This is a genomic window from Lutibacter sp. HS1-25 (genome assembly GCF_004121075.1).
Taxonomy (GTDB): Bacteria; Bacteroidota; Bacteroidia; order Flavobacteriales; family Flavobacteriaceae; genus Lutibacter.
In genome coordinates this window covers 53,204-73,982 of the sequence record NZ_RHLN01000008.1, presented here as the reverse complement: position 1 = coordinate 73,982, position 20,779 = coordinate 53,204, and the positions used below count along the sequence as shown (strand labels likewise).

Annotated in this window: 21 protein-coding genes; 10 read left to right on the top strand and 11 right to left on the bottom strand. The window is 30.7% G+C overall.

Annotated elements, in window-relative coordinates:
- Positions 1 to 43: 43 nt before the first annotated feature.
- The 5 genes from EC396_RS04895 to EC396_RS04875 form a co-directional block, all read right to left on the bottom strand.
- Positions 44 to 397, bottom strand: coding sequence for a transposase family protein (locus tag EC396_RS04895; protein ID WP_129365076.1), 354 nt, complete (start codon positions 395 to 397; stop codon positions 44 to 46).
- A gap of 162 nt (positions 398 to 559) precedes the next feature.
- A complete protein-coding gene (gene cdaA / locus EC396_RS04890) occupies positions 560 to 1,333 on the bottom strand; it encodes a diadenylate cyclase CdaA (RefSeq protein ID WP_129365583.1) in 774 nt (257 codons plus the stop codon).
- 46 nt (positions 1,334 to 1,379) lie between these two features.
- Positions 1,380 to 2,090 (bottom strand): hypothetical protein, encoded by a 711-nt coding sequence (locus tag EC396_RS04885; protein ID WP_129365582.1) that lies wholly within the window; start codon positions 2,088 to 2,090, stop codon positions 1,380 to 1,382.
- Positions 2,087 to 2,920, bottom strand: a complete 834-nt coding sequence (folP, locus tag EC396_RS04880) for a dihydropteroate synthase (RefSeq protein WP_240665635.1) — start codon at positions 2,918 to 2,920, stop codon at positions 2,087 to 2,089. The genes EC396_RS04885 and folP overlap by 4 nt, the downstream gene beginning before the upstream one ends.
- Positions 2,920 to 3,501 carry a TIGR00730 family Rossman fold protein gene (locus EC396_RS04875; protein ID WP_129365581.1) on the bottom strand — a complete coding sequence of 194 codons (582 nt, stop codon included), beginning with the start codon at positions 3,499 to 3,501 and terminating at the stop codon, positions 2,920 to 2,922. Before EC396_RS04875 ends, folP begins: the two co-directional genes overlap by 1 nt.
- 65 nt (positions 3,502 to 3,566) lie before the next feature.
- Here EC396_RS04875 and EC396_RS04870 point away from each other — a divergent pair, with 65 nt between their 5' ends.
- The 7 genes from EC396_RS04870 to EC396_RS04840 all read left to right on the top strand — a co-directional run bounded on the left by EC396_RS04870 (position 3,567) and on the right by EC396_RS04840 (position 10,326).
- Entirely contained in the window at positions 3,567 to 4,109 is a 543-nt protein-coding gene (locus tag EC396_RS04870) for a DUF1599 domain-containing protein (RefSeq protein ID WP_129365580.1), read from the top strand.
- Position 4,110: 1 nt separating this feature from the next.
- Positions 4,111 to 5,073 (top strand): MauE/DoxX family redox-associated membrane protein, encoded by a 963-nt coding sequence (locus EC396_RS04865; protein WP_129365579.1) that lies wholly within the window; start codon positions 4,111 to 4,113, stop codon positions 5,071 to 5,073.
- A 769-nt stretch (positions 5,074 to 5,842) separates the two neighbouring features.
- Complete coding sequence (locus EC396_RS04860; RefSeq protein ID WP_129365578.1) at positions 5,843 to 6,181, top strand: P-II family nitrogen regulator; 339 nt, start codon at positions 5,843 to 5,845, stop codon at positions 6,179 to 6,181.
- 33 nt (positions 6,182 to 6,214) lie between these two features.
- Positions 6,215 to 7,414 (top strand): ammonium transporter, encoded by a 1,200-nt coding sequence (locus EC396_RS04855; RefSeq protein WP_129365577.1) that lies wholly within the window; start codon positions 6,215 to 6,217, stop codon positions 7,412 to 7,414.
- A gap of 52 nt (positions 7,415 to 7,466) precedes the next feature.
- The gene (locus EC396_RS04850) at positions 7,467 to 8,459 is read left to right on the top strand and encodes an outer membrane beta-barrel protein (protein ID WP_129365576.1); all 993 of its coding nucleotides are present in this window, start codon (positions 7,467 to 7,469) and stop codon (positions 8,457 to 8,459) included.
- Between the two features lie 222 nt (positions 8,460 to 8,681).
- On the top strand, positions 8,682 to 9,020 hold the full coding sequence (locus EC396_RS04845) for a P-II family nitrogen regulator (RefSeq protein WP_129365575.1): 339 nt from the start codon (positions 8,682 to 8,684) through the stop codon (positions 9,018 to 9,020).
- A 22-nt stretch (positions 9,021 to 9,042) separates the two neighbouring features.
- Positions 9,043 to 10,326 carry an ammonium transporter gene (locus tag EC396_RS04840; RefSeq protein ID WP_129365574.1) on the top strand — a complete coding sequence of 428 codons (1,284 nt, stop codon included), beginning with the start codon at positions 9,043 to 9,045 and terminating at the stop codon, positions 10,324 to 10,326.
- Positions 10,327 to 10,382: 56 nt separating this feature from the next.
- On the opposite strand, the gene EC396_RS04835 is transcribed toward EC396_RS04840, so the two are convergent.
- Entirely contained in the window at positions 10,383 to 11,003 is a 621-nt protein-coding gene (locus EC396_RS04835) for a DUF1684 domain-containing protein (RefSeq protein WP_129365573.1), read from the bottom strand.
- 237 nt (positions 11,004 to 11,240) lie between these two features.
- Here EC396_RS04835 and EC396_RS04830 point away from each other — a divergent pair, with 237 nt between their 5' ends.
- The gene (locus EC396_RS04830) at positions 11,241 to 12,449 is read left to right on the top strand and encodes an MFS transporter (RefSeq protein WP_129365572.1); all 1,209 of its coding nucleotides are present in this window, start codon (positions 11,241 to 11,243) and stop codon (positions 12,447 to 12,449) included.
- Positions 12,450 to 12,521: 72 nt separating this feature from the next.
- Here EC396_RS04830 and EC396_RS04825 read toward each other — a convergent pair whose 3' ends face one another.
- The 5 genes from EC396_RS04825 to EC396_RS04805 form a co-directional block, all read right to left on the bottom strand.
- Positions 12,522 to 13,334, bottom strand: a complete 813-nt coding sequence (locus EC396_RS04825; RefSeq protein WP_129365571.1) for an amidohydrolase family protein — start codon at positions 13,332 to 13,334, stop codon at positions 12,522 to 12,524.
- 91 nt (positions 13,335 to 13,425) lie between these two features.
- Positions 13,426 to 14,007, bottom strand: a complete 582-nt coding sequence (locus EC396_RS04820) for a peroxiredoxin (protein WP_129365570.1) — start codon at positions 14,005 to 14,007, stop codon at positions 13,426 to 13,428.
- A gap of 9 nt (positions 14,008 to 14,016) precedes the next feature.
- Positions 14,017 to 14,631, bottom strand: coding sequence for a deoxynucleoside kinase (locus tag EC396_RS04815; RefSeq protein ID WP_129365569.1), 615 nt, complete (start codon positions 14,629 to 14,631; stop codon positions 14,017 to 14,019).
- A 76-nt stretch (positions 14,632 to 14,707) separates the two neighbouring features.
- Positions 14,708 to 15,385 carry a response regulator transcription factor gene (locus EC396_RS04810; RefSeq protein ID WP_129365568.1) on the bottom strand — a complete coding sequence of 226 codons (678 nt, stop codon included), beginning with the start codon at positions 15,383 to 15,385 and terminating at the stop codon, positions 14,708 to 14,710.
- Positions 15,375 to 16,847 carry a sensor histidine kinase KdpD gene (locus tag EC396_RS04805; RefSeq protein ID WP_129365567.1) on the bottom strand — a complete coding sequence of 491 codons (1,473 nt, stop codon included), beginning with the start codon at positions 16,845 to 16,847 and terminating at the stop codon, positions 15,375 to 15,377. The genes EC396_RS04810 and EC396_RS04805 overlap by 11 nt, the downstream gene beginning before the upstream one ends.
- 127 nt (positions 16,848 to 16,974) lie before the next feature.
- Between EC396_RS04805 and EC396_RS04800 the strand changes: the two genes are divergently transcribed.
- Together EC396_RS04800 and EC396_RS04795 are read left to right on the top strand one after the other, a co-directional pair.
- Positions 16,975 to 17,859: a GLPGLI family protein gene (locus EC396_RS04800; protein ID WP_129365566.1), complete on the top strand. Its 885-nt coding sequence runs from the start codon at positions 16,975 to 16,977 to the stop codon at positions 17,857 to 17,859.
- 176 nt (positions 17,860 to 18,035) lie between these two features.
- Positions 18,036 to 20,708, top strand: coding sequence for a TonB-dependent receptor (locus EC396_RS04795; protein ID WP_129365565.1), 2,673 nt, complete (start codon positions 18,036 to 18,038; stop codon positions 20,706 to 20,708).
- Positions 20,709 to 20,779: the final 71 nt, after the last annotated feature.

Genomic DNA, 20,779 nt, shown 5'->3' with positions numbered 1-20,779 from the left:
ATTAACTCCATAGAAACTGCCGATGGTATGGCAATCAGAAGCCTTAGTATTGACTAATTTCTTTTAAAAAAGCAGCAAACTCGGTGGTCATCCGTGTTCCCTGTGCTACTAAGTTCCAATCTCTTTGAATAACTTCCTTGGTTGTTTTGTCCAGCCATCTACGTCGTTTTATGTGTAGATAAACCGTGTTTCCACGTAATGGAAAATCTTGGATTGTTACTTCTTTGTGAAAACCGTGCGCTATTAGAACTTTGGAAACCTGCTCTTTTGGAGGTATATTTCGCTCTTCAAAATAAAGATGCATTACTTCACCGTTTTTGGTGTTCTTTACCAGATAGAAGTGGTTGATTAAAAACTCAGGGAGTATGAGTTTTAGTAAGTCTAGATAATTGTCCAAAATTTATTTTTTAAACAAAAATCATAATTTTAATTCAATTCACACACAACTTTTGAGAATGATCCCTAGTGTTTATGGGGATCAATAACAATTGTTGTGTTTATGCAAATATTGTTGTTAATCCTATAATTTCTGCTGTATTACTTGTAAATGGTATTTAAGCTAATTTAAATCATATCTAATCATTTCGATTAGTTCGTTGGTGTTTTTAAAAAGAACAAACTCACCGTCTTTAATGTATGATATTTTTCCAGTTTCTTCAGAGACAACTAGGCTAAGTGCATCGGTTTTTTCAGTAATTCCAATGGCAGCTCTGTGGCGTAAACCAAATCGAGATGGTAGTGATTTATTTGAAAGAGGTAAGATAATTCGGGTTGCAATGATAAAGTTTTCTTTAATTATCATAGCGCCATCGTGCAATGGGCTGTTTTTGTAAAAAATACTTTCTAATATTGGTTTGTTGATTTCACAATTCATTTTGTCTCCAGTAGGTTTTACAAAATCTAAATTGTGTGTTCGTTCTAAAACAATTAAAGCGCCGGTTTTTGTAGTAGCCATTGATTCGCAAGCTTTTATAATAGCTTCAACATTCATAGTGGTATGAATCTCGGTTTTTAAAAATCGCAATTGTTTTAAAAAACTGCGTTTGTTTGTAAAATTTGTGGAGCCAAGCATTAATAAAAATTTTCTAACCTCTGGTTGAAAAACAATTAAAACAGCAATAGCGCCTAAACCTAATAAAGCGCCCAATAATCCGCTCAACATTTCCATTTGCAACGCTTCTGTAATTTTCCAAATAATTACAATCAATGCAATACCTATAAAAATATTAATAGCAACAGTTCCTTTTAGTAATTTATATACATAATAGAGTAGTACTGCTACTAAAATGATATCTAAGGCATCTAAAAAAGTAAAGTCTAAAAAGTCGAACATTGAAGTATTTTTTGTAAAAATAGGAAAAAGATTGCATACAAAATATTTATTGGCAGCCGCAATCTGGAACTTTATTTGGGTCGAAAATATACTCGAATTGATTGATTGAAATGTTTGTATTTTGAATTGTTTCAATCAAAGTTCTGTAAAAAAGATAATTTTGGTATGACAGATTTTGGTTGAAATTTAGATGTAACATGGTTTTTTTTCCTTCCGCAGAAAAATCAATAAAATCGATTAGCGTATTTTTTAATTCGCCATTTTCCATTTTAGCATCATTAATCCAGGTATTTTCTGGATTAAAAGTAAGGTTGATGTTGTTGTAGCTTTTGTAAAGTTCGCTGTTTGTTTTTATCTCGTATTTTGAGAGTAAGCTATCAGTTTTATATACGGTTTTATCAAATTCAAAAAAAGATAATTTTTTAGAAATTGTATCTGCGTAGCTATAATAATTGTGCATTCCTTCTTTAGAGTGTATGCCGTTTGCGTGTTTGTCTTGCAAATTAATAATTGAAGAAATAAATGATTTTAATGGCAAACGATTGTCAATATTGTAAATCCAATGTGTGGAGCTTATGGTGTTTTTACGATTTAAATTTGCAATAGTATCGCCTTCTTTAACTTCAAAAAAAATCCAAACCTGAGAATGGTCGTAAATTTCTTGTACACCTTTTGTTGCAAGTTTTGGAAGTTTTATTTCTTGTTGAGAGCAACTTAATAAAATTACAGAAATTATAAGTATAATTACTTTTTTCATTGATTGTTTTTTAAAAGTTCAACAATTTTAATAGTTTCCATTGCTTTTTTTACATCGTGTACTCTTAAAATAGTAGCGCCGTTTAATAATGCAATGGTATTTGCAGCGGTGGTTGTGTTTAATGCTTCTTTTGCTGAAGTGTTTAATGGTTTGTAAAGCATCGATTTTCTTGATAAACCTGCAAGCATTGGGACTTCTAAATTTTTAAAAAGTTCTAAATTTGCGAGTAATTTGTAATTGTGTTCTAATGTTTTTCCAAAGCCAAAACCAACATCGGTAATAATATCGTTGACTCCTAAAGCTCTAAGTTCTGCAATTTTTTTTGAAAAATAAAAAAGAACATCTTTTACAATATCATGATAAGTTGGGTTGTTTTGCATATTTTGTGGAGAACCTTGCATATGCATAATAATATAAGGTACTTGTAGTTTTGCGATTGTTGAAAACATGGAAGTGTCTAAATCTCCTGCTGAAATGTCATTTATCAAACAAGCACCATTTTCTACACATTGTTTTGCAACATTACTTCTAAAAGTATCTACTGAAATTAAAATGGAAGGAAAAGTCTTAGTTAGTAATTTTATAATTGGTAAAATCCGACTCATTTCTTCTTCTTCTGAAATGTGTTTTGCACCGGGTCTTGATGAGTAAGCGCCAACATCAATAAAAGTAGCACCTTCATTTAGCATTTTTTCAACCTGAAAAATAATAGCATCAGGAGTGTTGTGTTTGCCGCCGTCAAAAAAAGAATCGGGTGTAATGTTTAAAATCCCCATTACTTTTGGAGAGTTTAAATCAATCAATTTACCATTGCAGTTAATATGCTTCATTATTTTATTACCTTATCAATTACTTTGGTCATTATAGGTGCTTCATAATTAAACATTTTAGCAATCAACTCATCAATAGATTCGCTTATCATTAACATGTCTTTGTTAGATTGTTTTAAAAATCCTTCATTAACCATAACATCTAATTGAGAAATTATGGGATTAAAAAAACCGTTGGTGTTTAAAATGCCGACAGGTTTTTGTTCAATACCAAGCTGATTTAGTGTAAGGGCTTCAAAAATTTCATCTAAAGTTCCAAAACCGCCGGGTAAGGCAATATAGCCATCGGCCAATTTGCTAATTTTTACTTTTCGTTTGCTCATGGTTTTGGTTACAATCATTTCGGTGATGTTTGAGTGTGCAACTTCTTCATGTCTAAGTAAGCCTGGAATTACGCCAATTACTTCTCCTTTATTTTCAATAATAGCATCAGCAATAGCGCCCATCATTCCAATTTTTCCTCCACCATAAATCAACCCTATGTTGTTTTTTGCAAAATAAACGCCCAATTTTATGGCTTCATTTTTATAAATTTCATTAAATCCTATGCTCGATCCGCAAAAAACAGCAACTTTTTTCATAATAGAGGAATTGATTTTTTAATTCGTTAAATTTGTGCGAAATTTACGGAATTAATTAAAGTTACATGCAACAAACTTCAAAACAATACGATCAGGTTATTGAAAAATGCCGAACATTATATGCAAATAAATTAAAAGATTACGGTACAGCTTGGCGTATTTTAAGGCTACCTTCGTTAACCGATCAAATTTTTATAAAAGCACAACGTATTCGTCAGTTGCAACAAAATAGTGTTCGAAAAGTTGATGAAGGTGAGGTTTCTGAATTTATAGGTATTATCAATTATGCCATCATGGCTTTAATCCAGTTAGAAAAAGGTGTGGTTGAGCAACCTGATATGGCTGTTGATGAAGCAGTAGCTTTGTATGACAAGCATATTGCAATTACAAAACAGTTAATGGAAAATAAAAATCATGATTATGGTGAGGCTTGGCGAGATATGCGTGTAAGTTCATTAACAGATTTGATACTTCAAAAATTATTGCGCGTAAAACAAATTGAAGATAATAAAGGTAAAACAATTGTTTCTGAAGGAATTGATGCAAATTATCAGGATATGATTAATTATGCAGTTTTTGCCTTAATCCATATCAACGAAACTGAATAACATGAAAATTGCCGTATTTATAGCCCGTTTAATAGTAGGATTGACATTTGTATTTTCTGGATTTGTAAAATTGGTTGATCCGCTAGGGTCTTCCTACAAATTTCAAGAATACTTTAGTGCAGATGTGTTGAACTTGGAGTTTTTAATTCCGTTTTCATTGCTTTTTTCAATTGCAATGATTTTGTTCGAAATTATGTTAGGTGTGCTTTTATTGCTCGGGTATTTGCCTAAATTTACGGTTTGGAGTTTGCTAGGTATTATGTTGGTATTTTTGTTTTTAACTTGGTATTCAGCTTATTACGATAAGGTAACGGATTGTGGTTGTTTTGGTGATGCGGTTAAATTGTCTACTTGGGGTACTTTTTATAAAAACATTGTTTTAGTTATTCTTGTTGTGTTGTTGGTGTGGAAAGTAAAAATGATTCAACCAATAATGACTTCAAATTATTTAAAATGGATCGCCTTTTTGTCATTTTTTAGTTTCCTATATATTACTTATTATGTGTTGGTGCATTTGCCAATTATAGATTTTAGACCATATGCTATTGGTAAAAATATTCCTGAAGGGATGCAATATATAGGTGAAGAAGAGCCGCCTATTCACGATTTTTATTTAGAATCTGCTGAAGGTGAAAATTTAACCGATGCTGTTTTGGCCGAAGATAAGGTTATGTTAGTTGTTGCTTATAATTTAAGTAAAAGTGATATGTTGGGTTTTTTAAATGTTAAAAATGTAACCGATCAGGCATTGGCTAACAATTATAAGGTGTATTTGCTTTCGGCTTCTATGAATGAAGATTTTTTGAATATTAAAAATAACTATCGTTTAAATTTCGACATGTTGTTTTGCGATGAAACGACATTAAAAACAATTGTGCGAGCAAATCCAGGTATAATAACGCTTCAAAACGGAACTGTAACAGGTAAATGGAGTTGGGTAGATACTGATAAGGTAAAATTTTAAATAAATATTCAGTCTTTCTTAGTTGGTTTTTTTAAAGTTGATAACTCAATGTGTAAACCAATATTAAAAAATTAGCTTCTATAACAAGTTTTTTCGCGAAGTGACTTTAAGACTTTCGACTTTCGACTTTCAACTTATATAATTTGGGCGTTCCCCTTTGGGTCGTGCTTTTCGCTATATCTTTTTTACAATTCCACTGCGTTTCATTCTAAAAAAGGATGTCGCTGCAATCACTAACGCAATAATAATTAAAAATAAATAATTAATAATTGCAAGATTGTAAATCTAAAGCTTGTATCTATTAACGGCTTCTTAAAACCAAAAAAATCAATTATTCATGCTTTTTTAAGTAAAAATGCTTAAAAGCACTTTAGATAATCAGTGGTTAATTTGTCAATCTTAAAGTCTTCATTTCTTTTACTTTAAAAGTCAATATCAATATAGAATAGTTTTATTTTTTACTCAAAATTATCCTTTACAGAATATTTATTCGTTTGCCTATTAAAATAGAACATTAAATAAGGTAAAATAGCATACATTTTTTTTATTTCTTCATTTTTATATTCTTTTTTACACTCATTTTAAAAATCTCATCACAATTTTTTGTTAAAGAATGGTAAAATAATTCACAAAATTTATTATACCCATAAAAAAAGTGGGTAAAAAAGTGAAAAAACATAAAAGTGAAATCTATACCCCTAAAAAATTAGGGGGGTATTAAATAAAAATATATTTTTGACCCGAAATCAATTATAAAAATCATTTTATTATGAAGAAAATCGAAGCGATTATTAGAAAGTCAAAATTTGATGAAGTTAAAGAAGCTTTACATCTTATTGAGGTTAATTTTTTTAGTTACTGGGACGTAACTGGAGTTGGTAATGAAAAACAAGGTCATGTTTATAGAGGTGTTAGTTATAGTACTTCAGACATTCAGAGAAGGTATTTATCAATAGTGGTTTCGGATCATTTTTTAGATAGAACAATTGATGTTTTGTTAAAAACTGCTAGTACTGGAATTGTAGGTGATGGTAAAATATTTGTGTCAGATGTTGAAGAAACTTACAGAATAAGAACAAAAGAAAAAGGATCTGACGCCTTAAAATAATAAATCAAATTTTAACTTTTAAAAATAAATAGTATGGATACGAATGCGGTATTAGACATAATGTGGATTATAATCAGCGGAATTTTAGTGTTTTTTATGCAAGCTGGTTTTACCTTAGTAGAGGTTGGTTTTACTAGATCAAAAAATGCTGGTAATATTATAATGAAAAATTTAATGGATTTGTGTATAGGTAGTTTGGGTTTCTGGGCTATTGGATATACAGTTATGTATGGAGATGAAATTGGAGGTTTTATTGGAACTCCAAGTTTGTTTTTCTCTGATATGGAGAATATGCACAATCTATTCTTTCAAACTGTGTTTGCTGCTACAGCTGCAACAATCGTTTCGGGAGCAATTGCAGAAAGAACAAAATTTACAACTTACCTTATCTTTTCATTGATAATGACAGTTGTAATTTACCCAATCTCAGGAAACTGGGTGTGGCAAGGTGAAGGTTGGTTAACTAATTTGGGTTTTATTGATTTTGCTGGTTCAACGGTAGTTCACTCTGTGGGTGGTTGGTCTGCTCTTATTGCTGCTTTTTTAGTGGGACCAAGACTTGGTAAATACACAAATGGAAAATCAAATGCAATTCAAGGTCATAACATTGTATTAGGTGCTATTGGTGTATTTGTACTATGGTTTGGTTGGTTTGGATTTAATGGTGGATCTCAGTTGGCAATCTCTGGAGACAATGTAAATGCTGTTTCAGGTATTTTAATCACAACTAATTTGGCTGCTGCTGCTGCTGCAATCGCTGCAATGTTTGTTTCTTGGGGATTGTATGGTAAGCCTGATGTTTCTATGACTTTAAACGGTGCTTTGGCTGGTTTGGTAGCTATTACTGCTGGTTGTGCTGCTGTTAGTCCAGTTGGTGCTGCAATAATTGGTTTGGTTGCTGGTATTGTAATAGTATTCTCAATTGAATTTATAGATAAAAAATTAAAAATTGACGATCCAGTAGGTGCTGTATCTGTACACGGTGTATGTGGTGCTTTAGGTACTTTATTAGTTGGTGTATTTGCGTTAGACGGTGGTCTTTTATATGGTGGTGGATTTGGTTTGTTAGGTGTGCAAGCAACTGGTGTTTTAGCTATCGGAGCTTGGGCAATAGCAACTTCATTTATTGTACTTTATACTTTGAAGAAAACAATTGGATTAAGAGTTTCTAAAGAAGAAGAAGTAGATGGATTGGATATTCACGAACACAAATCAAATGTGTATAACGATTAATTTTAAATAGAACAAGAACAATCAAAATAAACAATAATTAAATTAAAAGAACATGAAAACAATTAAAAAAATAGTGCTGGTTTTAATAGCGACGCTTTCTGTTGGTGCAATAAATGCTCAAGAAGAGGCTGCAGAGAAAAAATTTAGTGTAAGTGGTTCTGTTGATGGTTACTATCAAGTGAGTATAAGTGCTGCTGATAATGATCAACAATCTTTTGGAACTTCATTTGCTGATGAGTTAGGTTTTGCGTTAGGTATGGCTAATGTTGTAGGTGAATATAAAGGTGCAAAAACAGGTGCGGTTATTGATTTAGCTTTTGGACCTCGTGGAGATGCTGCTGTTGGTGGGTATAACTTAAACCAATTATATGTTTATTGGGATGTTACTGAGAAAACAACGCTTACAATGGGTAGATTTAATACTTATTTAGGGTACGAAGTAATTTCTCCAACAGGAAACTTTAACTACAGTACTTCATATTTATTCTCTAACGGACCTTTTTCTCACGTAGGTTTAAAAGCTGACTTTGCATTGTCTGATGATTTTAGTTTAATGCTTGCTGCTATGAACGTTACTGATGTTAATAACAATATTACAGGTGCTTATTCTGCAGGAGCTCAATTAGGATTTAAAGGACAATATTTAAACTTCTACTACGATGATGGTAAAGGTTTAGGTTTTGAAGTAGATTATACAGGTGGTTTTGATATCTCTGATTCTTTTTACTTAGGAATAAATGCTGCATATGCAGATAATGATGGTGAAGGGTTTTACGGAGCTGCTATTTACCCACAATTAGCTACTTCTGAAAAATTCTCTATCGGATTAAGAGGTGAATATTTTCAAACAATGTCTGATGCTGTAAGTAATGATCCAGGTGTGTTTGCTGCAACGCTTACAGGTAGTTACGCAATTGAAGGTTTAACTATTAAGCCTGAACTAAGATTGGATACTTGGGGTGATGATAAGCCTTATTTAGGTAGCGATGGAATGCCTTCTGATAATTTATCAACTTTCTTAGTTGCTGCAATTTATGCATTTTAAAATTTCATATTAAATTTAAGTTTGGTTACAAAATGCCTGGTGAATTTTTTCATCAGGCATTTTTTTAATTATGAATAAATCTCAAATTTATTGTGTAATATTCTATAAAAATGGGGTAATAATAAAATTAATATAAAAATAAGTATTAGACCCCCTGTAAATTAGGGGGTAACAAAAAAATATTATATTTTTGATCGAAATAATTTTAAACTATACGTAATAATGAAAAAAATAGAAGCTATTATTCGAAAATCAAAATTTGTTCAAGTTAAAGAAGCTTTGCACGAAATTGAAGTTAACTTTTTTAGTTATTGGGATGTGACAGGAGTTGGTAATGAAAAAGAAGGTCACGTTTATAGAGGTGTGATATATAGTACTTCTGATATTCAAAGAAGATATTTGTCAATTGTTGTTTCAGATCCATTTTTGGAGAGAACTGTTGATGTGCTTTTAAAAACGGCTTACACTGGTGAAGTGGGTGATGGAAAAATATTTGTTTCAGACATTAACGAAGCTTATAGGATTAGAACAAAAGAAAAAGGAGTAGAATCGCTTCAATAAAATTAACGAGTATAATTATATTATGGAAAACACTTTATTTACAGTGAACAATGTATGGATGATGATTTGTACCGCTTTGGTATTTTTAATGCACCTTGGATTTTCACTGCTTGAAATTGGTTTAACACGCCAAAAAAATACAATTAACATTTTATTTAAAAACGTATTTATCATTTCAATTGGACTTGTTTTATACACTCTTGTAGGTTTTAATTTAATGTACCCAGGTTCTTTTATTGCAGGTGTAGTGCCAGATTATTTTTTCGGTTTGTTTGGATTAAACATGCCTGAAAACGGGTTAACAATTGCTTATGCAGATGGAAATTATACCTATTGGACCGACTTCTTATTCCAAGCTATGTTTGCTGCTACTGCTGCAACTATTGTTTCAGGAGCTGTTGCTGAAAGAATTAAATTGGGTTCATTTATGATTTTTACAATTATTTATGTAGGTCTGGTTTATCCAATTGTTGGTTCTTGGCAATGGGGAGGCGGATGGCTTTCATCTTTAGGAAATCAAGTTGATGAATTTGGAACTGTAATTAGTGAAGCTGGATTTTACGATTTTGCTGGTTCAACTTTAGTACATTCTGTTGGTGGATGGGCTGCATTGGTAGCCGTTTGGTTATTGGGTGCTCGAATTGGAAAATTTAAAAAAGATGGTTCGCCAAATGCAATACCAGGTCATAGTATGCCATTTGCAACTGCAGGTGTGTTAATTTTATGGTTAGGTTGGTTCGGATTTAATGGTGGTTCTGTACTTTCTGCAGATCCAGGAAAAACTTCGCTGGTGTTAGTAACAACTTGTTTGGCTGCTGCTGCGGGTGGTTTATCTGCATTTTTAGTATCTTTATTAAAATACAAGCAATACGATTTGTCAATGTTTTTAAATGGTATTCTTGGTGGTTTGGTAGGTATTACTGCGGGTGCTGATTTAATGAGTGTTACAGATTCAATTGTAATTGGATTTATTGCTGGTGGTTTAATTGTTTTAGCTGTTGCTTTGGTAGATAAAATACAATTAGATGATCCTGTAGGTGCAATTGCTGTGCATTTGGTGTGTGGTGTTTGGGGTACTTTAGCTGTTGGAATTTTTGGAGAATTGGCAGGTTGGAAACAGTTTGGATACCAATTAATTGGTGTGGTTTCGGTAGGTGTATTTTGTTTGCTATTTGCTTACATTATTATAAAAACTTTGAAAAGTACTGTTGGAATCAGAGTTACTTCAGATGAAGAACAAGAAGGTTTGGATATACATGAGCATGGTATGGATGCTTATCCAGATTTCCGTTTAAATCAACATTAAAATATTATTGAAAAGGAAAGTTAAAGCTCACACTATTTATTTAGTGTGGGCTTTTTTTATGGAAGTTTATGGTATGCTTTTTCGCCAGCATTTATACTAACATTTAAATTGTTTTCAGCCGGTGGTATTGGACACGAATAAGAATGATTGTAAGCACAATAAGGGTTGTACGCTTTGTTAAAATCTATTTCAATAGTATTGTTTCCTTTTGTGGGAATTTCAACATCAATAAATCTTCCGCCGCCATAACTTGTTTTACCGTTGGTTAAATCGTTGAAAGGCATAAAAAGTAAATTTCCGTAGGTTGACGAATTTATAAAATCCTGATTTTGATACAAACTTAATTCGCAATTTATACCATTAACGGTAAATTTTGCAATACCATATTTTTTATATAAAGGTTTGCGTTCTGTAGTAGTTTGCATTTCAAAAATAGGTGCTTCTGGCGTTAAAATTAATTCGGCGGTAACTTTGTAGTCTTCATCAATATCAAAAAAATCTAGTGCCTTAAATGTTTTTATATCTTCTGCTGTTAAAGGTGAAGTTGTTGCATCTGCAAATTCTGTATTCAATTTATATTGAAATAATTTAATTTCATCTTCATAATTTTTTTTTGAAGAATTTGTGCAACCAATAAATGAAACTAAAATTAGTGTGTTTATTAAAAGGGTTTTCATATTTTAATTTTTAAAAATCTAAAGTACAAAATATTTCAACAGTGTTTTAATTGAATAATTTTTGTAGTTTTGGTAAAAATATAGCACAGTTAAATGAATAATTATTCAAAATATCAGACAGTAGTTGATTGCCTTACAGGTAATTGCAAGGGTGTATATGTGTTTTAATTATTCAGAAATAAATAATATCAATTCATTACAAACCCAGTTTAAAGCTGGGTTTTTTAATTTTATACAATGGTAAGAAGTACAATAAATACATATCACAATTCATTCAAAGGGCTGTCTCCTCAGGTTTGGTGGTTGGCACTGATCACTTTTGTAAACAGGGCTGGCACTATGGTGTTGCCTTTTATGTCGTTGTATTTAACCAAAGATTTACACTTAACATTAAGTCAGGTTGGTTGGGTTATGACAAGTTTTGGTTTGGGATCTTTATTGGGCTCTTGGATTGGCGGAAAATTATCAGATACCATTGGTTTTTACAAAGTAATGGTTAGAAGTTTATTTACAACGGGTATTTTATTTATCTCGTTACAATTTATACATTCTTTTGAAGGTTTTTTAATCGGAATTTTTTTAACAATGACCGTGGCTGATATGTTTAGACCTGCAATGTTTGTTTCGTTAAAAGCATATAGCAAGCCTGAAAATAGAACAAGGTCGCTTACATTAATTCGTTTGGCTATTAATCTTGGTTTTTCATTTGGGCCATTTTTAGGTGGGTTGATAATTGCTTTTATAGGGTATTCTGGGTTGTTTTGGGTTGATGGTATAACTTGTATTTTGGCAATATTAATTATGAAATTGGTTTTGAAAGAAAAACAAATTCAACCAATTGCTAACCCTATTGAAGAAATAGCTACAGCAAAAGTTACTTCAGTTTACAAAGACAAGCCATTCTGGATTTTTTTAGTAGTTGTTTTTTTAATGGGTTTTATGTTTTTACAATTATTTACCACAATGCCATTGTATTATCGTGAAATTCATGATTTATCTGAAGTTCAAATTGGTTTGTTAATGTCTCTAAATGGTTTTGTTATATTTTTATTTGAAATGCCTTTGATACATTATATTGAGCAAAAATCGTTGAATAAATTAAAAATCATCGCTTGGAGTTTGTTGCTTTTTGCAGTAAGCTTTTTTATATTAAATACAAGTTTGTCAATTTTGATATTGATTTCAGGTATGTTGTTTATAACCTTTGGTGAAATGTTAGGATTTCCTTTTACAAATAATTTTGCAATGGACAGGGCGCCTACGGGTAAAGAAGGACGTTATTTGGCGTTGTATTCTATGGCATTTTCATTTGCACATATTTTTAGTGCAAAAGTAGGGATGGAAATGATTGATCAGTTTGGTTTTGCAGTTAACTGGTTTTTTATGGGTAGTTTGGGAATAGTAGCTTTTGGATTAATGATTTGGTTAAAAAAGAGTTTAATTTAATACTACTATTTTTAATGTCACGCTTAGTTTAAAAAAAAGGTCGAATGATAATTTTATCATTCGACCTTTTTTTTATTTTAGATTTTCAACATCAATTTTAAATAGTTGAGCTGCATTTTTCCATAAAATCAATTCCTTTTTTTCGTCTGATAATTCTATTTGATCTATAAATTTCAAGTAAGAATTCATATTGGATATTGGCCAATCTGTTCCGTACAATAAATAATTTGGATCACCTGAATAAGTAATCATTTCTTCGATTTCTTTTTTCATATATTTTTCAAATTTCTCTGAAAAATTTCCAAGTACCAATCCAGAAATGTCTGCATAAACATTGGTATTTTTATACACCATTTCCATACAATCTCTAATCCAGGGATTACCAACATGGCAAATTACTATTTTTAAATTAGGGTAATCAACAGCCAAATCATCAATATGTAATGGATGTGAATATTTTACTTTTCCAGTAGGAGCGTAGGTGTCTCCAGAGTGAAACATAACAGGTACATCATATTCCAAAGCCATTTCATACCACAACCTAAGTCGGCTGTCGTTTGGGTAAAAAGGTTCGTAGCCAGGGTAAAATTTTAAGCCTTTTATAAGTCCTTTTTTTAAGTATTCTGCAATTTCTATAACATCATTATAGTTGTAATTTAGCCAACTAATACCTGCAATTACACCTAAATTTTTTCGATTACTAATTGCTTCTACAACTCGTTTAGTACTTGGGCGATGCTCGTTAACTTTATAAGATGTCAATACCAATGAGTAGTCAACATTGTTTTTTGCCATATTATCTTCAAGATTGTTTAGGCAATCTTCAAGTGAAGCAACTTTTTCTTCGTGGTAATTATTGATATGTGTATGTACGTCTATAATCATTTTTTGGATTGTTAATTTAGTTCGAAGTATCAGTTTTGTAATGTGCTAACTGATGGATGAAAACTGTTAACTTAAAACTGAATACTAGCTGTTAATTTTTATTTGTCAATTGATAATTTTCAATTGCTTCTTTTACTTTTTTACTGTCTTCAGCAGCATTAACTGCAGCGTTTTTGTAGATAATGGTACGGGTTTTATCTAAAACAAATGTCCATCTTGGTGTGGTGATTGCTCTAATTAGCAATAAATTTTCGCCACCAATTTCTCGTGAAATTTCACCGCCTTTGGTTGTTGGAATTCCAAATATTTTTGAAATATCGCCGTTTGCATCAGATAATAAAGGAAAATTTAATTGATACGCGTCTCTAAAATATTGTAAGTTTTTTACTTCATCTCCGCTTACACCAACAACAGTAACACCCATTTTATCAAAAGTAGCTTTGTTGTCTCTATACGCGCAGGCTTGTTTGGTGCAACCACCTGTCATAGCAGCAGGATAAAAATATACAACTAAAAAATCGGTAGTAACTTCAGCTGATTTCCAAATCACGCCATCAGTATTTTGTGCCGAAAAATTGGGGACTACGGCTCCTTCATTCAATTCAACAGTATTTTGTGCCATTGCATAAGTTGAAATTAGGAAGAATACGATAAAAGATTTGAAATATTTCATTTACAGTTTTTAAAAAAGGCCGTTTATTTGGGCGTCAATTTTATCAATAATAAAACCCAAATCTTCTTGATTGTCAACAAAATTTAAGTTGTCTACATCAATAATCAATAAATTTCCTTTTTCGTATTTTGAAATCCATGCTTCGTAGCGTTCGTTTAATCGACTTAAATAATCGATACTTATAGAGTTTTCGTATTCACGACCTCTTTTATGAATTTGACCTACCAAAGTAGGTATTGAAGCTCTTAAATAAATTAATAAATCTGGTGGAGAAACCAAACGTTCCATCAATTCAAATAGCGATTCGTAATTGCTATAATCTCTATTGGGCATCAATCCCATTGCATGTAAGTTTGGTGCAAAAATTCGGGCATCTTCATAAATAGTTCTGTCCTGAATAATATTTTTACCACTTTCTCTAATTTCTAATATTTGACGAAATCTGCTGTTTAAAAAATACACTTGTAAATTAAACGACCAACGTTCCATTTCGCTATAAAAATCGTCTAAATATGGATTGCCTTCAACAGACTCATAATGTGGTTCCCATCTATAATGTTTGGCTAAGAGTTTGGTTAGGGTGGTTTTACCTGCTCCAATATTACCGGCAATTGCTACGTGCATAATTTTTATTTATGTAGAAGTTAGAATTGCTAAAGTAATTAATTTTTTTATGAATTAACAATACAATATTAACGTATTAAAAAACCAATTTATAACCAAAACCACGAACATTTATAATTTGAATGGAAGTATCGTCTTTTAATTTTTTGCGAAGTTTTGTAATAAATACATCCATACTTCGGGCGTTAAAAAAATCATCATCACCCCATAATTTATTCAAAATAAAAGAGCGGTCTAATACCTGATTTTTATTTTTTATTAAATAATACAATAAATTGGCTTCGCGATGGGTTAATTTTTCTGAAACATTATTGAAATGAAGTGTTTGTTTTTTTAAGTTAAAAGTATACTTTCCTAAGCTAATTTCTTCGGCAAAAGCATCAGTTGTTCTTTTTAACAGGGCATTAATTCTAACAATTAATTCTTCCATGCTAAATGGTTTTTTTAAATAGTCGTTACCACCTATATTAAAACCGTAAACTACATCTTCGGTTTGAGATTTTGCAGTTAAAAAAATAATGGGAATGGTAGGGTCTTCCAATCTAATTTCTTTTGCCAGTGTAAAACCATCTTTTTGTGGCATCATAACATCTAAAACTAACAACAAGGGTTGCTCTAATTTGTAGGTTTCGTAAGCGATTTTTCCGTTGGGGCAAAGCAATACTTCAAAATTGCGAGTTTCTAAACTTTCTTTAATAATTTGACCTAAAGAAGGTTCGTCTTCAGCCAATAGTATTTTTATTTTATTGCTCATTTAACAATTCAATTTTAAAAATGGTATTGTTGTTTTTATCGTAAATTATTTCAATGTTTCCTTGGTGTTTTTCAACAATGCTTTTAGAGTAAAATAGGCCAATTCCAAAGCCTTTTACATTGTGCGTATTGCCTGTTGGGATACGATAAAATTGCTCAAAAACTTTTTCCTTTTGTGATTTTGAAATGCCATTTCCGTTGTCTTTTATTAAAATTTCAACCTTATTTTTTGTTGAAATTAATTCAATATTTATAATATCGCCGCCATATTTAATAGCGTTGTCTATAATATTTCCAAGGGCGTTTTCAAAATGAAAAACATCTAAATTTACAATTATATTTTGACTAAGGTTGTTAAATATAATTGCTTTTTCGTTGGCAATTAATTTGTATTTTTCAACAACTCTTTGGATAAGTTCAGGTACATTTTCAGGTTTTTTATGAAGTTCTAAATTGTTGTTGTTTAAAGTCGCGGTTTCCAGAATTTTTTCAACCATTTGATGCAGTTTTTCGACTTGTAAATTGGCAATATCTATGTATTTGGTAGATTTTTCTTTATCGTCTAAAACATTAAAGTTTTTCATAGCTTCTAAAACTGTTGAAATAGTTGCAATGGGTGTTTTAAATTCGTGGGTAATATTGTTTATCAAATCGTTTTTTACTTCGGCCAATTGTTTTTGTTTGTAAATGGTTTTTAACAAATAAACCAAACTGGCAATAATGCTTATTGAAAGTAAAAATGAAAGCAAAATACTTATTAATGTGTTTTTTAGAAGCGTAGCAGTTTCATTGGTAAAATACAATTCTAAATGACTTCGATGTGGTAAAAAGGTTGAATTTGAAATGGCAGTTAAATGTTTTTTTGGAATTTTATCTAAATTCAAATCTTTGTTTTTTTTAACAATACTATCGTGGTTTACTTTGTAACTATAATCATATTTTAAACCATAAGTAACCTCAATATTGTTTCTTTCAAATTCATCAATTAAATAAGAATCCAATTTATTTAAATCTAAAGTGTCTCTTGAAATTGAAATAATTACTTTTGAAATTAGGCTGTCGATATTTTTTGACACATTTCTTTCTGAATTAAAAAATGCAAATGAGCCACGCCCTTCATTGTTTATAATAATAGATTTAGAACTGTCTTTATTGGTCAAATTTTGTAAAGTACTATCCATTTTTTTTCTAAAATTTTCTCTGGAATTTGTACGAACAACAATAGTATCGGTTTTATCGTTTGAATTTTTAGGATTTAAAGATGGGTAAGTAATAATTCCCGACTTAGTTAAATTGGCAAAATATGTTTCAACGGCATTGTCTAAACTGCGCTGTACTTTTGAGATAAGTTGTTGTTTATTAGTTTCATATTCTTTAATATTCCAATAAACCTGAGCTGCAATAGTAATAACTATGGTAAGCCCAATAAAATACACTACCCATTTGTAATTTTGTTTATCCATAAATCAAAGTTAAGTACATAAAATTTATAATCCGAATCGCTTAACATACGTTAACACATATTAACTGAAATAAGTGGAGATAGCTATTATATTTGTTATAACATTTAAAATTTTAAAAACTCAATCAATGAAAAAATTTCTATTTAAAATTAGCACCATTGTTTTATTGTTATTTTCTTTTTTGTTGAAGGCGCAAGACTTTCAAGGTAAAGCAACTTATTTTTCTAAAACTACAATGGATATTGATTTTTCTAAAACAGGAATTCCGGCAGACAGAATTCAAATGATCAAAGAAAGAATGAAAAATAATCTTGAAAAAACATACGAATTTACATTTGATAAAACAGCTTCAATATACAAACAAGAAGAAAAAATAGATCAATCTCCAAACGGAGGTGGAGGAGGAGGTATGCGTATGATGATGTTTGGTGGTGGTGCTTCAGGAAAATATTATAAAAATATTCAAACAAAAGTTACAGCACAAGAAAATGAATTTAGTGGTAAGTTTTTTTTGGTAAAAGATAGCTTAACTACTTACAATTGGAAAATGGAACAAGAAACCAAAATGATTGGTAACTATTTGTGTTTTAAAGCTACAACAATTGTTGAACGTCCTGTAAAAAGAGAATTTCAATTTGGAAGAGGTTCGCAAAGTGACTCAGACAGAAAAGAAGCTGATAAAAAGGAGGAAGCACAAAAAAATATGAAGGAATTAATTACTGTAACCGCTTGGTATACTCTAGATATTCCGGTAAGTAATGGCCCTGGTGAATATTGGGGTTTGCCTGGTTTGATTCTTGAAATTTCAGATGATAATATGCAAATTTTGTGTACTAAAATTGTGATAAATCCAAAAGATAAAGTTGAAATTACGGAGCCTTCAAAAGGAAAAGTAGTGAGCCAAAAAGCTTATGATGAAATGGTGGTTGAAAAAACCAAAGAAATGCGAGAACGTATGCAAAACGAACGTCAAAAATCTGATGGTGGTGGTGCTGGTAGAATGAGACCTTAATTAATTACGAATTACGAATTATGAATTACGAATTGCAAATTGTGAATTACGAATTGCAAATTGTGAATTACAAATTACCTTCAATCTGTTTATTATTTCAGTTTTATGGATATAAATAGATTGGCCTAATGGCTTATAATGGATTTGTGATATAAAAAATTCAACAAAATAAAACAATGAAAAAATATACTTTAATATTCTTATTATTTGCAATTCCGTTTTGGGTTTACGGTCAAAAGGTTACTGTTGAGGGAATTGTAAAAGATGCAGCCGGAAAACCGTTGGAAATGGCAAATGTAATTGCTTTTAAAAAAGGTACCAATTTTTTAGAATCGTACTCAATAACAGATACTAAAGGGCATTACAAATTGCATTTGGAAGAAAGTTTGGCATATACAATTAAAGTAAATTATTTGGGTTATGAACCTAAAATTATTGATATTACTGTTGCAATTGCTTCCGCAGATCTTAAACAAGATATTGTTTTAAACGAGGCCAGTGAAACTTTAAACGAGGTTGAAATTTCATACGAAATTCCTATTAAAATTTCAGGGGATACCATTTCATACAATACCGATTCTTTTACAAATGGAACTGAAAAAAAGCTAGAAGATGTGCTTGCAAAATTACCTGGAATTGATATAGACGATAATGGTGAGGTTGAAGTTGAAGGTAAAAAAGTAAATAAAGTTTTGGTTGAAGGAAAGGAGTTTTTTGATGGTGATTCAAAATTAGCTACTCAAAATATTCCTGCCAATGCCATAGATAAAGTTCAGGTGCTTAAAAATTATAATGAAGTGGCTGGTATGCGTGGTGTAACCAATAATGAAGACAATATTGCACTAAACATTAAGTTGAAAAAAGGCAAAGATAAATTTTGGTTTGGAGAAGTTAATGCTGGTGGTGGTGTAAGTGAAGGCAATGCAAAATATATTGCGAAGCCAAAATTGTTTTACTATAGCCCAACACGAAGTGTAAATATTTTAGCCGATTTTAATAATATTGGTGAAACGCCTTTTACACGTCAGGATTATTTTAGATTTACGGGTGGCTTGCGTGGAGGAATGAGTAATAACGGAACTAATTTTAATGTTACCTCAAGTGGCTTGGGATTTTTAACCACTCAAAATAATAGGGCTTTAGAAATTGTTTCAAATTTTGGGGCGTTAAATTTTGGTTTGACACCTAAAAAAGAATTGACTATTACCGGATTTGGAATTGTAAACAACTCACAGACTGAGATGCTTACTGAATCTCAAATTGTTTATAATAAAACAGGGTTAATTGATGTTAGCGAAACAACTTCAACCCAAGAAAGTAAATTGGGGTTGCTTAAGTTTGGGGTTACTTACAAACCAAACGACGATTTACATTTAGATTACGATATTTTTGGAAAACTTTCTAACCAAAATGAATTGGTTGAAGTAAATTCAACTCAACGAAGTGCAGATACATACAAAAAAGAAGAGCCAGTTTCTATCAATCAAAATTTTAATGCATATTACAATGTGAATAAAAATAATATATTGGCGGTAGAATTGCAATATATTTTTGAAAAAGACAAACCGCTTTTAAACGCAATTACCAGTACGCAACCTTTTTCTTTTATTCCATCAATTGATCAAGAATTGTACGATATGACTCAGTACAAAAAATTTAACACTAGTAAATTCGACGGAAAAATAGATTATTACTATTTGTTAAACCAAAAAAGCAATATCAATTTAAGCTTTGGAAGTACTTTAAGTTCTCAAAATTATGAGACTTCAATATCACAGTTTTTAGACAATGGAACCGAGATAAATTTTGCAGAACAAACATTGAATAACGATGTTAAATTTAACTTTACCGATCTATTTGTAGGTGTGTATTATAAAATTGTTGAAGGAATTTTTACATTTAATCCAGGGGTAACCATTCATAATTATCAAATAAAAGATGAACAATTAGCAACCGTTGATACTGAAAATTTAACTAAAATACTACCAGATGTTTATGCTCGTTTGCAGTTTAAAACATCAGAAAGTTTAAGGTTTAATTATTCAATTTCATCACAGTTTACAGATATAAATGATGCTGCGGAAGGATTTATTTATAGTAATTATAGAGCTATGTATAAAGGTAATCGCGATTTAGAAAATTCTTTAAATCATCGTTATTCTTTAAGTTATTTTAGCTTTAGTATGTTTAATTTTACCAATATCAACGCTGCTTTAAATTACACTAAAAAAGTAAATGTTATTAAAAACAGAACTTTGTTGGTTGGTGTAGACAGGGTTTCTTCTCCAGTAAATTCAGAATTTGCCGATGAAACTTTCTCAGGTAATTTTAGATACGGTAAAACGTATAGCAAGTTAAAAACCAATTTTAGTGCGAGTTTTAACAATTCAATTTTTAATAATATTGTAAATAATGAAGAAATTAAATCTAAAGAATTTTCTCATAATTATCAGGCAAGCGTGGCTACCAAATTTAAAAATGCTCCAAATTTTGAAGTAGGATATCAATTGTCATTCAGAAAATATTTATCAAATGGTAGTACAACCAATCGTCCTTTTGCAAATATGGAAATTGTGTTTTTGAAAAACTTTATTTTAACAGCCGATTACAGTTATTACAATTACCAAGATAAAGACAAAACTTATAAAAATGAATATTCTTTTTTAAATGCCAATTTGTATTATCAAAAGCAAAAAAGCAAATGGGAATTTAAAATTACAGCAAATAACATCACCAATAATGCTTCAATAAATACCGATAGTTATAATGAAGTTAATGATAGTAACACATCTGCATTGTATTTTATTCAGCCAAGATTGTGGTTGTTTTCTGTAAAGTATAATTTGTAATTTTTTTTGAAAATCAATTTTGTTGTATGGTTATAAGTTAATAATTTAAGTTCTTAATTTATAGCCATATT

Coding starts and splice junctions, on each gene's coding strand:
- EC396_RS04830 (WP_129365572.1), top strand. CDS start 11,241: ATGGTAAGAAGTACAATAAATACATATCACAATTCATTCAAAGGGCTG.
- cdaA (WP_129365583.1), bottom strand. CDS start 1,333: ATGTTCGACTTTTTAGACTTTACTTTTTTAGATGCCTTAGATATCATT.
- EC396_RS04805 (WP_129365567.1), bottom strand. CDS start 16,847: ATGGATAAACAAAATTACAAATGGGTAGTGTATTTTATTGGGCTTACC.
- EC396_RS04870 (WP_129365580.1), top strand. CDS start 3,567: ATGCAACAAACTTCAAAACAATACGATCAGGTTATTGAAAAATGCCGA.
- EC396_RS04860 (WP_129365578.1), top strand. CDS start 5,843: ATGAAGAAAATCGAAGCGATTATTAGAAAGTCAAAATTTGATGAAGTT.
- EC396_RS04885 (WP_129365582.1), bottom strand. CDS start 2,090: ATGAAAAAAGTAATTATACTTATAATTTCTGTAATTTTATTAAGTTGC.
- EC396_RS04795 (WP_129365565.1), top strand. CDS start 18,036: ATGAAAAAATATACTTTAATATTCTTATTATTTGCAATTCCGTTTTGG.
- EC396_RS04800 (WP_129365566.1), top strand. CDS start 16,975: ATGAAAAAATTTCTATTTAAAATTAGCACCATTGTTTTATTGTTATTT.
- EC396_RS04865 (WP_129365579.1), top strand. CDS start 4,111: ATGAAAATTGCCGTATTTATAGCCCGTTTAATAGTAGGATTGACATTT.
- EC396_RS04820 (WP_129365570.1), bottom strand. CDS start 14,007: ATGAAATATTTCAAATCTTTTATCGTATTCTTCCTAATTTCAACTTAT.
- EC396_RS04875 (WP_129365581.1), bottom strand. CDS start 3,501: ATGAAAAAAGTTGCTGTTTTTTGCGGATCGAGCATAGGATTTAATGAA.
- folP (WP_240665635.1), bottom strand. CDS start 2,920: ATGAAGCATATTAACTGCAATGGTAAATTGATTGATTTAAACTCTCCA.
- EC396_RS04840 (WP_129365574.1), top strand. CDS start 9,043: ATGGAAAACACTTTATTTACAGTGAACAATGTATGGATGATGATTTGT.
- EC396_RS04815 (WP_129365569.1), bottom strand. CDS start 14,631: ATGCACGTAGCAATTGCCGGTAATATTGGAGCAGGTAAAACCACCCTA.
- EC396_RS04845 (WP_129365575.1), top strand. CDS start 8,682: ATGAAAAAAATAGAAGCTATTATTCGAAAATCAAAATTTGTTCAAGTT.
- EC396_RS04810 (WP_129365568.1), bottom strand. CDS start 15,385: ATGAGCAATAAAATAAAAATACTATTGGCTGAAGACGAACCTTCTTTA.
- EC396_RS04855 (WP_129365577.1), top strand. CDS start 6,215: ATGGATACGAATGCGGTATTAGACATAATGTGGATTATAATCAGCGGA.
- EC396_RS04850 (WP_129365576.1), top strand. CDS start 7,467: ATGAAAACAATTAAAAAAATAGTGCTGGTTTTAATAGCGACGCTTTCT.
- EC396_RS04825 (WP_129365571.1), bottom strand. CDS start 13,334: ATGATTATAGACGTACATACACATATCAATAATTACCACGAAGAAAAA.
- EC396_RS04835 (WP_129365573.1), bottom strand. CDS start 11,003: ATGAAAACCCTTTTAATAAACACACTAATTTTAGTTTCATTTATTGGT.